The organism is Marinovum sp. (genome assembly GCF_048263515.1).
Taxonomy (GTDB): domain Bacteria; phylum Pseudomonadota; class Alphaproteobacteria; order Rhodobacterales; family Rhodobacteraceae; genus Marinovum.
In genome coordinates, this window is the sequence record NZ_JBLXEC010000031.1 from 24,929 (window position 1) to 35,817 (window position 10,889).

At 68.0% G+C, this 10,889-nt stretch carries 10 protein-coding genes and 1 pseudogene; 9 read left to right on the plus strand and 2 right to left on the minus strand.

Annotation, left to right across the window (positions count from 1 at the left end; translation table 11 throughout):
- Positions 1–43: 43 nt before the first annotated feature.
- The 6 genes from argH (at position 44) to ACN0SE_RS19435 (ending at position 7,099) form a co-directional block, all read left to right on the plus strand.
- Positions 44–1,435: an argininosuccinate lyase gene (argH, locus tag ACN0SE_RS19410; RefSeq protein ID WP_417526186.1), complete on the plus strand. Its 1,392-nt coding sequence runs from the start codon at positions 44–46 to the stop codon at positions 1,433–1,435.
- Positions 1,432–1,578, plus strand: coding sequence for an argininosuccinate lyase (locus ACN0SE_RS19415; RefSeq protein WP_417526187.1), 147 nt, complete (start codon positions 1,432–1,434; stop codon positions 1,576–1,578). Before argH ends, ACN0SE_RS19415 begins: the two co-directional genes overlap by 4 nt.
- 4 nt (positions 1,579–1,582) lie before the next feature.
- Entirely contained in the window at positions 1,583–1,909 is a 327-nt protein-coding gene (locus ACN0SE_RS19420; protein WP_417526188.1) for a DUF2834 domain-containing protein, read from the plus strand.
- 110 nt (positions 1,910–2,019) lie between these two features.
- Positions 2,020–3,168 carry a sugar-transfer associated ATP-grasp domain-containing protein gene (locus tag ACN0SE_RS19425; RefSeq protein ID WP_417526189.1) on the plus strand — a complete coding sequence of 383 codons (1,149 nt, stop codon included), beginning with the start codon at positions 2,020–2,022 and terminating at the stop codon, positions 3,166–3,168.
- A 42-nt stretch (positions 3,169–3,210) separates the two neighbouring features.
- Positions 3,211–4,476: a diaminopimelate decarboxylase gene (gene lysA / locus ACN0SE_RS19430; protein WP_417526190.1), complete on the plus strand. Its 1,266-nt coding sequence runs from the start codon at positions 3,211–3,213 to the stop codon at positions 4,474–4,476.
- Between the two features lie 40 nt (positions 4,477–4,516).
- Positions 4,517–7,099, plus strand: a complete 2,583-nt coding sequence (locus ACN0SE_RS19435; protein WP_417526194.1) for a TIGR02302 family protein — start codon at positions 4,517–4,519, stop codon at positions 7,097–7,099.
- Between the two features lie 21 nt (positions 7,100–7,120).
- On the opposite strand, the gene ACN0SE_RS19440 is transcribed toward ACN0SE_RS19435, so the two are convergent.
- Complete coding sequence (locus ACN0SE_RS19440; RefSeq protein ID WP_417526191.1) at positions 7,121–7,972, minus strand: zinc-ribbon domain-containing protein; 852 nt, start codon at positions 7,970–7,972, stop codon at positions 7,121–7,123.
- Between the two features lie 177 nt (positions 7,973–8,149).
- Between ACN0SE_RS19440 and ACN0SE_RS19445 the strand changes: the two genes are divergently transcribed.
- Genes ACN0SE_RS19445 through ACN0SE_RS19455 form a run of 3 tightly spaced genes read left to right on the plus strand, consistent with a single transcriptional unit; the run spans position 8,150 to position 10,478 of the window.
- A complete protein-coding gene (locus tag ACN0SE_RS19445; protein ID WP_417526192.1) occupies positions 8,150–8,827 on the plus strand; it encodes a cell division ATP-binding protein FtsE in 678 nt (225 codons plus the stop codon).
- A gap of 26 nt (positions 8,828–8,853) precedes the next feature.
- The gene (locus ACN0SE_RS19450; RefSeq protein ID WP_417526195.1) at positions 8,854–9,729 is read left to right on the plus strand and encodes a cell division protein FtsX; all 876 of its coding nucleotides are present in this window, start codon (positions 8,854–8,856) and stop codon (positions 9,727–9,729) included.
- Positions 9,729–10,478 (plus strand): lysophospholipid acyltransferase family protein, encoded by a 750-nt coding sequence (locus tag ACN0SE_RS19455; RefSeq protein WP_417526193.1) that lies wholly within the window; start codon positions 9,729–9,731, stop codon positions 10,476–10,478. The genes ACN0SE_RS19450 and ACN0SE_RS19455 overlap by 1 nt, the downstream gene beginning before the upstream one ends.
- 285 nt (positions 10,479–10,763) lie before the next feature.
- Here ACN0SE_RS19455 and ACN0SE_RS19460 read toward each other — a convergent pair.
- A pseudogene (locus tag ACN0SE_RS19460) lies at positions 10,764–10,889 on the minus strand (dihydrolipoyl dehydrogenase); the annotation flags it as partial.

Below are 10,889 nucleotides of genomic sequence, written 5' to 3' on the forward strand. Positions count from 1 at the left end.
GGCAGCAAGAGCCGATGCATTCAATCCCCGACGAGTGAGCTTCATGTCAGACAAATCCTCAAACCAGATGTGGGGCGGCCGTTTTGCCGCTGGACCAGACGCGATCATGGAGGCGATCAATGCCTCGATCGGCTTCGATCAGCGTATGGCCGCGCAGGACATCGAGGGCTCGCGCGCCCATGCCGCCATGTTGGCCGCCCAAGGCATCATTGACGGTAGAGACGCCGAGGCGATCAGGGAAGGGCTTCTCACGATCTTGTCAGAGATCGAGCGGGGCGAGTTCGCTTTTTCCACCGCTCTGGAAGACATTCACATGAATGTCGAGGCACGGCTGAAAGAGGTGATCGGCGAACCGGCCGGCCGTCTGCACACCGGCCGGTCGCGCAACGACCAGGTGGCGACCGACTTCAAACTCTGGACCCGCGATCAACTCGATGCCGTCGACCAGGCGCTGGGCGCGCTGATCAAGGCGCTGCTGGCCCAGGCCGAGGCCGGGGCCGACTGGGTGATGCCGGGCTTCACCCACCTGCAGGTGGCGCAGCCGGTGACCTGGGGCCACCACATGATGGCCTATGTCGAGATGTTCGCCCGCGACCGCTCGCGCATCCAGGACGCCCGCCGCCGGATGAACGAATGCCCGCTGGGCGCCGCCGCGCTGGCCGGCACTTCATTCCCGATCGACCGCCACGCCACGGCCGAGGCGCTGGGCTTCGACCGCCCCGCCGCCAATTCGCTCGACGCCGTGTCGGACCGCGATTTCGCGCTGGAGTTCCTGTCCTCGGCCTCGATCTGCGCCATGCACCTGAGCCGTCTCGCTGAGGAACTGGTGATCTGGTCCTCGGCGCAGTTCCGCTTCGTGACGCTGTCCGACCGCTTCTCCACCGGCTCTTCGATCATGCCGCAGAAGAAGAACCCCGACGCGGCCGAGCTGATCCGCGCCAAGATCGGCCGGATTTTCGGGGCCAACGTGGCGCTGATGACGGTGATGAAAGGGCTGCCCTTGGCCTATTCCAAGGACATGCAGGAAGACAAGGAACAGGTCTTCGACGCCGCCGACAACCTGATGCTGGCGCTGGCGGCGATGGAAGGCATGGTCAAGGACATGTCCGCCAATCGCGAAAGCTTGGAGGCCGCTGCCGCCACCGGCTTCTCGACCGCGACCGATCTTGCCGACTGGCTGGTGCGGGTGCTGGGCATGCCGTTCCGCGACGCGCACCACGTGACCGGATCGCTGGTGGCCAAGGCCGAGGCCAAAGGCTGCGACCTGCCGGACCTCAGCCTCGAAGACATGCAGGCGGTGCACGAACACATCACCGCCGAGGTCTTTGACGTGCTGGGCGTCCACAACTCCGTAGCCTCGCGCACATCCTATGGCGGGACCGCGCCGGAGCGGGTCCGCGAACAGGTGGCACGCTGGAAAGAGGCGCTGGCATGAGGGCGCTGGGCCTTCTGGCGGCAGCGCTCTGGCTCGCCGCCTGCGGCGTCGACGGCGCGCCCACGCGGCCCGAAGGCGATGTGCCGGTCTCTGTCACCGTCACCGGCACGTCCGAGGTCGGTGTGACCGGCGGATCGAACTGAGCGCATGGCCGGCATCTCGCCCCTCCGCTGGCTCTACCTCGCCCTGGCGCTCTGGGGCGCGCTGCACCCGATGGCCTATTTCCTTGGCTGGTTCGCTGGTAACGGCTTTGACCTTGCCGGACTTGTCGCCGCATGGCACGCAAATGCGGCGACAAGCGGGCTGGTCTGGGACCTGACCATCGCCGCTCTGGCGCTGACCCTGTGGGTCCTCGCCGAGGTCTCGGTCCGGCGCAACTGGGAGGCGCTGCTGGCGATCCCGGCGACCTTTCTCATCGGGCTGTCCTGCGGTCTGCCGCTCTACCTGTTCCTGCGCAGCCGACCTATCCCTTAGGGCGTCCTGTCACGCTTAATTTACCGTGCAACGGGACCGGCGCGCCGCATTGCGGCCATATTTGCCTGTGAAATTGTGGCGAGACTCAGCCGAGGATTCCACAGCGCGCCATGACCGATGTTTTTGCCAGTAAATCAGCCGTTCCGGCACCGCCTGCACCGCAGGCCGGAGGACAGGGCCGGGTGATGCGGGTCGCCCGCGAACATGGCGTCGGACCGTTGCGCCAATATGCCCAGATCCTCGCGCTTCGGATGCGCGGCACCGGTATCGGCGCTGGCGAATATTACGACTTCGGGCTCTACGACAGCGCCCACACCGGCCAATGCCGGGCGCGGTTTCTGGGCGAACAGGCCAGCCGCGAACTCAATCTCTCGCTTTCGCCCGAGGGCGTCTGGGACCACGACGCCATCGTCACCGACAAGGTGGCGCTGATCCATTATGTGGCCGAGCGTGGCCTGCCCACCGCCAGGACCCAGGCCACCGTCGGCAAGGCGCATGAGTTCGGCGGCGTGCTGCGGCTCAAGCACATGGCGCAGGTGCTGGAATTCCTCGCCAATCGGGCGCGCTATCCGCTGCTGGCCAAGCCCACCTTCGGCAAGCTCAGCACCGGCGTGCAGCGGATCGAGCGGATCGACGACGAAGGCCGCTTCCTGCGCTTCGCCAATGGCCGCTTCACCGAACTGGCCGCCTTGGCCGAAGAGATCATGCGCGATCACGGCAAGACCGGCCTGGTGTTCCAGACCGCGTTGCGCCAGCACCCGCAGATCACCGGTCTGGCAGGCTCGGGCCTCGTGAAACTGCGCGTCGTCACCCTGGCCGACGAGCCGCAGGCGCCCGGCGCGCTTTATGCTCTGGCCTGCCTGCCCGATGTGACGGGCGACAGCCGCATGCTCTGCCCGATCGACCTGGCCAGCGGCACGCTGGGCCAGTGTCGGCGTGGCAGGGGGCCCGACAGCGACTGGCATGACCATCACCCGGTTACCGGCAAGCCGCTGGCAGGGCAGGAGCTGCCGAACTGGCGCGCTGTGCTTGATCTTGCCTGCGCGGCGCATACCCTGCTGCCCGATTGCGGCATCATGGGCTGGGACATCGGGCTGACCCCCGAAGGCCCGATGATCGTCAGCGGCACCGGCGCGCCGCGCCATGCGCTGTATCAGCTGGCCAGCGGCGAAGGCGTGATGAACCCGCGCTTTGCCCGGCGCTTCAGCGCCGTGGCCGAACGGCAGGCCCGGGCGCTGCAGGTGGCCCTGCGGCGCTGATCGCCCATTGATCCCGGCCGCGGTTTTGCTATGACCGCCGCCATGGATCATTTTCTCTACCGCGACGGCGCGCTTTTCGCCGAAGACGTGCCCGTGGCCGAGATTGCCGCCGCGGTCGGTACGCCGTTCTATCTCTATTCCACAGCGACGCTGCTGCGCCATTTCACCCTGTTCGACGACGCGCTCGACGGTGTGCCGCATCTGGTCTGCTACGCCATGAAGGCGGCGTCTAACCAGGCGATCCTCAAGACATTGGCCCAGGCCGGGGCGGGGATGGACGTGGTGTCTGGCGGCGAATACGCCCGGGCGAAAGCCGCCGGCGTGCCGGGCGAGAGGATCGTCTTTTCCGGCGTCGGCAAGACGCACGAAGAGATCCGCACCGCGCTGACCGGCGGCATCCGCCAGTTCAACGTCGAGAGCGAGCCCGAGATGGCGGTGATCTCCGAGGTCGCGACGTCGCTGGGCGTCGAAGCCCCGATCACCATCCGGGTGAACCCGGATGTCGACGCCAGGACCCATGCCAAGATCGCCACCGGCAAGAGCGAAAACAAGTTCGGCATCCCGATCTCCCGCGCGCGAGAGGTCTATGCCCATGCCGCCAGCCTGCCGGGCCTCAAGGTCATCGGCATCGATGTGCATATCGGCAGCCAGCTCACCGAGCTCGAACCCTTCCGGCTGGCCTATCAGAAGGTGGCCGAGCTGACCGAGACCCTGCGCGCAGACGGCCATGACATCCAGCGCCTCGACCTCGGCGGTGGCCTCGGCATCCCCTACACCCGCTCCAACGCGGCGCCGCCGCTGCCGGTGGAATATGGCGCGCTGATCAAGGAGTGCGTCGGGCACCTCGGCTGCGAGGTCGAGATCGAGCCGGGCCGGCTGATCGCCGGCAACGCCGGGATTCTGGTGTCCAAGGTGATCTACGTCAAACAGGGCGAAGACCGGCAGTTCCTGATCCTCGACGGCGCAATGAACGACCTGATCCGCCCGGCGATGTATGACGCCTGGCACGATATCGTGCCGGTGATCGAGCCCGAGGCCGGTGTCGAGCAGACCGCCTATGACATCGTCGGTCCGGTCTGCGAATCCGGTGACACCTTTGCCAAGGGCCGTATGATGCCGCCGCTGTTGCCCGGTGATCTGGTGGCCTTTCGCTCGGCCGGGGCCTATGGCGCGGTGATGGCCAGCGAATACAACACCCGCCCCCTGATCCCCGAGGTTCTGGTGCGGGACGATAAATTTGCTGTCATCAGACCGCGTCCGACCTTTGACGAAATGATAAACCGCGATACCATCCCGGCGTGGCTTTGACGCTTTCCCGCGTCCGGGCCGGTCAGAGTGGAGCGGTATCATCCCCCGGACGACACGGTATCATGAGAGTGTAAGCCGCATACGCGGCGCAGTGACCTTGACCCATCTCGGCCTCTGGGCCGAGCGTGCGACCCGCGCGTTCTGGCCGCTCTGGTCGGTTCTGCTGCTGGCGCTGGCGCTTCTGATGCTGGGGGTGCAGGACCTGCTGCCGCTCGAAGCGGTCTGGACGCTGATCGTCGTCTTCGGCCTTGGCGCTCTGGTGACACTCGGGCTTGGCCTCCGCCGCTTCCGCTGGCCGCATCGGCAAGAGGCGCTGGACCGGCTGGACGCCACGCTCAAGGGCCGCCCGCTTCAGACCCTGCGTGACACCCAGATGATCGGCGGCAGCGATGCTGCCTCGGTCGCGGTCTGGCGGGCGCATCAGGATCGCATGGCCGCCCGCGCAGCGCAGGCGCGCGCCGTCTCGCCCGACCTGCGGGTGTCGCAGCGCGACCCCTATGCCCTGCGCTACGTGGCGGTGCTGGCCCTGGCGGTGGCGCTGCTCTTTGGCTCGTTCTGGAAGGTCTCCTCCGTCACCGGCGTCGCGGCTGGCGGGCAGGGGCTGGCCTCTGGCCCGACCTGGGAGGGCTGGGTCGAGCCGCCGGCCTATACCGGCCTGCCGTCGCTTTATCTCGCCGATCAATCCGGCGCGACGCTCGAGGTTGCCGAGGGCAGCCGCATCACCCTGCGGCTTTACGGCGAGGTCGGCGCGCTGACGGTGAGCGAAACGGTCTCTGGCCGCACCGCCGAGGTGCCCAGCGCCGCCGAAGCCTCGCAAAGCTTTGAAGTGCGCCAGCCCGGCGGGCTGACGATCGAAGGCCCCGGCGGGCGCAGCTGGCAGATCACCCTGACCCCCGACACCCGACCGCAGGTCCGCGTCATCGACGAGATCACCACCGCAGCGCGCGGCGAGATGTCCTTGCCCTTCGAGGCGCAGGACGATTACGGCATCCGCTCCGGCGAAGCGGTCATCACGCTCGACCTGGCCCAGATCGACCGCCGCCACCTGCTGGCCGCCGAGCCAGAGCCGCGCGAGGCAATCACCGTGCCGCTGCCGCTGCCGATCTCGGGCTCTCGCGCGCAATTCAACGAGACGCTGATCGAGGATTTCTCGCAGCATCCCTGGGCCAATCTTCCGGTGAAGATCGAGCTGCAGGTGCGCGACGACCGCGACCAGGCCAGCGCGCCCGAGGTGATCGCCGCGCCGCTGCCCGGCCGACGCTTCTTCGACCCCTTCGCCGCCGCGATCATCGACCAGCGCCGCGCGCTGCTGTGGTCGCGCGAAAATGCCCCCGACATCGCGATGATCCTGCGCGCGGTCACCCACCGGCCCGACGACCTGTTCCGGTCTGCCGTACCTTATCTGCGGATGCGCACCATTCAGCGCCGGCTCGAAAGCTTTGCCGACGCCGGCATGACCACCGCTCAGCGCGACGAACTGGCCGCGGCGATGTGGGACCTGGCGGTGCTGCTTGAGGATGGCGACCTGTCGGATGCGCTGGAACGGCTGCGCCGGGCGCAGGAGCGTCTGGCCGAGGCGATGAAGAACGGCGCCTCGGAACAGGAGATCGCCGAACTGATGCAGGAGCTGCGCGAGGCCACCCAGGACTACATGCGCCAGCTGGCACAGCAACAGCGCGAACAGGGGGAACAGGGCCAGCAACAGGCGCAGAACCCCGAGAACATGATGGAGATGACGCAGGACGACCTGCAGGCCATGATGGACCGCATCCAGGAGCTGATGGAGCAGGGCCGCATGGCCGAGGCCGAGCAGGCGCTGGCCGAGCTGCAGCAGATGCTCGAGAACATGCAGGTCACGCAAGGGCAACAAGGCCAGGGCCAGCAATCGCCGGGACAACAGGCGATGGACGGACTGGCCGAGACCCTGCGCGACCAGCAGGGCCTGTCCGATCAGGCCTTCCGCGACCTGCAGGAACAGTTCAACCCAAACGCCCAGCAGGGGCAGAACCCCAATAACCAGGGCCGCGACGGCCAGCAGGGCCAGGGGCAGGAGCACCAGCAGGGCGAAGGCGAGGGCCAGGGCCAGCAGGAGGGCCAGGGCGGGGGCGAGCAGCAGGGCGAGACCGGTCAGCAGGGCGGCTTGGCCGACCGGCAGGAGGCTTTGCGCCGCGAGCTTGAGCGGCAGCGTGGTGCGCTGCCGGGCCAGGGCACCGAGGCCGGCCGCCGGGCGCAGGACTCGCTCGAGGATGCCGAACGCGCCATGGATGGCGCCGAACAAGCGCTGCGCGGCAATGACTTGCCAGAGGCGATCGACCGCCAGGCCGAGGCAATGGACGCGCTGCGCGAAGGCATGCGCAACCTCGGCGAGGCACTGGCCGAAGAGCATCGCGAACAGGGCGGCCAAGGCGACACCGCCGGCGCCCGCGAAGGCGAACGGCAGGACCCGCTGGGCCGCGACACCGGCAATTCCGGCACCGTCAACAGCGGCGAAGACCTGTTGCAGGGCGAAGACGTCTACCGCCGCGCCCGCGAGCTGCTGGACGAGATCCGCCGCCGCTCGGGCGAGGGCGCGCGGCCCGAGATCGAACGCAACTACCTCGAGCGGTTGCTCGACCGGTTCTGACTGGGCGGGTGAAAGGCGGGCTCAGCCCGCCTGTTGCGTCGCTTCCGACGACAGGCTGTCGAGCCATTGCAGCGCCGCCAGCACCTTGCTGTCGAGCCAGCCGCGCAGCTGGTTGACCCAGGCCACGTAGTCGTCGAGCAGCGGCGCGGCGCCCGGCACCATGTCGGCGATCTGCGGCGAATAGGCATAGATCAGCGCCGCCACCGCCACCAGCAGCAACACCCAGGAGAAGCCCCGGCGGAAGTGACTGCGCGCCTTGCGCTCGGGCTCGGCGGCGATTTCCTCGCTGGCCTCGGACTTGCGCGGCTGGTCGGTCGAGCGCAGGGTCGAGTTGATCTCTTCGATGTCCGGCAGCAGTTCCCGGCGCGAGCCGCTGGCCGCGGCAGCAGCGGCTGCCGCCTTGGCCTTGGTCTCCGGAACGTCGGGGTCCTTGCCGCGCAGGCGCGCCATGCGGTCGCGCGCCTGCTGGGCGCGCAGCTCTTCCTCGTCGAGGTCGCGGCTCATGTCATCAAGGCCGAGGTCCGGCTGGCTCTCGACCGCACCGCGCTCGGCTTCGCGCACCCGGCTCTCACGCTCGGCCTCTTCGCGCAGCACGCTGGCGATCTCGGGGTCGAGCTGTCGCGGCCGCGGCTCCGCCACCGGGGGCGGCGCGGGCTCGGGTTCGGGCTCTGGCGGCGGAGCAGGTCGCGCGGTCTCGACCTCGGGCCTGGCCGATTGCCGGGCGAGGTCGAAATCGTCCTCTTCCACGGCCCCAGCCGCCGGCTGGAACCACGTCTTGCCGCAGTTCGAACATTGCACATCCCGGCCCTCCGGCGGGATCACATCATCCGGAACTTCATACTGCGCGTCGCAATTCGGGCACGTCAGCCGCATCTTTCCCACCTGTTGATCGTTCGGAGTGTTCCCCCTGCCTCAGCTTGGATCATAAGTCCACAGATCGGCAAGGAAAAGCGCAATGGCGTCAAGGGCGCGGATTGCATGTGGCGCGGCCCTGTTGCATTACGGGGCCGACTTGACGACGAACCTTATTTTCCTGGGCGGGGCGCATACGTGATCGAGCTTGATGAAGTGGCCTACAGCTATGGCGGCGGCGAACTGCTGACCGATCTGTCGCTGAGGCTGGCACCGGGATCGTTCCATTTCCTGACCGGCCCTTCAGGTGCCGGCAAGACCACCTTTCTCAAGCTCTGCTACGGCGCGCTGGTGCCGACCGGGGGCCAGGTCAAGCTGTTCAGCCAGGATGTGCGCAGTCTGGATCGAGACGGCATCGCCTTTGCCCGCCGCCGGATCGGCGTGGTGCACCAGGATTGCCAGTTCCTCGATCACCTCTCGGTGGCCGAGAACATCTCGCTGCCGCTGGCAGTATCGGGGCAGGACAAGCTGGCAGCACAGTCGAACCTCAAGGAACTGATGTCCTGGGTGGGCCTGTCGCACCGCGCCCAGGCCCTGCCGCCAGAGCTGTCGGGCGGCGAGCGTCAGCGCGCCGCGCTGGCCCGGGCGCTGATCCTGTCGCCCGACGTGATCCTGGCCGACGAGCCCACCGGCAACGTCGACTGGGAAATGTCGCAGCGGCTGCTGCAGCTGCTGGTCGAGCTCAACAAGATGGGCAAGACGATCATGATCGCCACCCATGACCTCAGCCTGATCCGCGCCGCCAAGCATCATGTGCAAGCGCGGGTGCTGCGGATTTCCGGGCGCAAGCTGCAACTGGCGGGGGCGGACCTGTGAAGATCGACGTCAAAGCCGTCACCGACATGCTGTCCTTCGACGCCGGCGCCGACCGGGTGGTGCCGCCGACCGGCTTCACTGCGCGGCTCACGGTATTCACTGCCGGGGCCATGGCCTTTCTCGCGGTCTTTGCGCTGGCGCTGTCGCTGGCCTCCGGCAGGCTTGCCTCGAACTGGCGCGATGCCTTGGCCGGCACCGCCACCCTGCGGATTTCGGCCCCGGCCGCGCAGATGGCGGCGCAGACCGACCGGGCGCTCAAGATCCTGTCCGAGACCCGCGGCGTCGCCGAGGCCCGGGCGCTGGAGCCGGACGAACAGCGCGCCCTGCTTGAGCCCTGGTTCGGCCCTGACCTGCCGGTCGAGAGCCTGCCGGTGCCGCAGCTGATCGAGGTCCGCGAGGACGGTCGCGGCTATGACGGCGACGGGCTGCGCCTGCGCCTGCAGGCCGAACTGCCCGGCGCGGTGCTCGACGATCACACCCGCTGGCGCAAGCCGCTGGTCAGCGCGGCCGGGCGGCTCAAGCTCTTGGGCTGGCTGGCGATCGTGCTGATCTTTGGCACCATGGGCGCGATGATCACGTTGGCGGCCAATGCCGCGCTGGCCGCCAATGCCCAGGTCATCCAGGTGCTGCGTCTGGTGGGCGCAACTGACAGCTACATCGCCCGCGCCTTCGTCCGCCGCTTTACCCTGCGCGCCGCCATGGGCGCCAGCGTCGGGGTAGTGGCCGGTCTTCTGGCGGTGCTGGTTCTGCCGGGCGCCAGCACCGAGGCCAGCATCCTGACCGGTCTGCGGTTCCAGGGCGATCACTGGCTTCTGCCGCTGGTGGTGCCGCTGCTGGCGGCGGTGGTGGCCTTTGCCGCCACACGCTACGCTGCGATGCGCGTGCTTGGGGGGCTCCGCTGATGCAATATGTCCGTTCGCTTCTGTTCAACATCCAGATGTACGTGATGCTGGCGATCATGGGGGTTGGGTTCTTTCCGCTGGCGCTTGCCAGCCGCAGCGGCGCGCGGCTCGCCTGCAAGACCTATTGCCGCTGGGTGCGCTGGACCGCCGGCTGGATGCTCGGCCTCAGGACCGAGGTGCGCGGCGTGGTGCCCGAGGGCGAGGTGATGGTGGCGGCCAAGCACCAGTCGTTCCTCGACATCATCATGATCTATTCGGCGCTGCCGGCGGCCAAGTTCATCATGAAGCGCGAATTGCTCTGGGCGCCGGTGGTGGGCCAATATGCCAGGCGCATCGGCTGCGTGCCGGTGGCGCGCGGCAAGCGCGGTGCGGCGATCAAGAAGATGGTGGCCGATGTGGCCTCCGGCCTGTCGGACCCCGGCCAGCTGGTGATCTATCCTCAGGGCACCCGGGTCGCGCCGACCCGGTATCTGCCCTACAAGGTGGGCTCTCACGTGCTCTATTCCGAACTGGGCCAGGCCTGCGTGCCGGTGGCGGCCAACGTCGGCGTCTTCTGGCCGCGGCACGGCGTGCTGCGCAAGCCGGGGGTGGCGGTGATCGAATTCCTGCAGCCGATCGCGCCGGGGCTCTCGCGCGGGGAGTTCATGCCGCTGCTGGAAGAGACCATCGAACGCCGGTCGATCGCCTTGATGCAGGAGGCAGGGTTTCACGACTTTCCCGAGGAGTATCAGGGGATGATCTCGTCTTGAGACAGGGCGGCTGAGGCCTCCTTGCTTCACGCGACAACGAGACCCCCCGGGCGCGGAACAAGGCCGCAGGCCGCCGCGCCCTCGCCGGGCCGCCCCCATGGCCCGGCGATCGGGTGACGTAAGCGCATCGATCATTCAAAGCGCGCCAGTGACAGGGATAAATTGAGCAGAACAGCCGGAGTATCGCCGCGCCGCGGCCCGTCGAAGCCGCGGCTTGTGTCTGGCGCAAACGGGAACGCCCCCGCATCTCTGCGAGGGCGTTTTCGGGTCAGCCTTGCAACAGGCTCACATGTGGATCGCGCCGTCGCCGCAGGCGAGTGCCGCCTCGCGCACGGCTTCGGAGAAGGTCGGGTGGGCGTGGCAGGTCAGGGCGATGTCCTCGGCCGAGGCGCCGAACTCCATGCCGACGCA

Coding starts and splice junctions, on each gene's coding strand:
- argH (WP_417526186.1), top strand. CDS start 44: ATGTCAGACAAATCCTCAAACCAGATGTGGGGCGGCCGTTTTGCCGCT.
- ACN0SE_RS19415 (WP_417526187.1), top strand. CDS start 1,432: ATGAGGGCGCTGGGCCTTCTGGCGGCAGCGCTCTGGCTCGCCGCCTGC.
- ACN0SE_RS19420 (WP_417526188.1), top strand. CDS start 1,583: ATGGCCGGCATCTCGCCCCTCCGCTGGCTCTACCTCGCCCTGGCGCTC.
- ACN0SE_RS19425 (WP_417526189.1), top strand. CDS start 2,020: ATGACCGATGTTTTTGCCAGTAAATCAGCCGTTCCGGCACCGCCTGCA.
- lysA (WP_417526190.1), top strand. CDS start 3,211: ATGGATCATTTTCTCTACCGCGACGGCGCGCTTTTCGCCGAAGACGTG.
- ACN0SE_RS19440 (WP_417526191.1), bottom strand. CDS start 7,972: ATGCGGCTGACGTGCCCGAATTGCGACGCGCAGTATGAAGTTCCGGAT.
- ACN0SE_RS19450 (WP_417526195.1), top strand. CDS start 8,854: ATGCTGTCCTTCGACGCCGGCGCCGACCGGGTGGTGCCGCCGACCGGC.
- ACN0SE_RS19455 (WP_417526193.1), top strand. CDS start 9,729: ATGCAATATGTCCGTTCGCTTCTGTTCAACATCCAGATGTACGTGATG.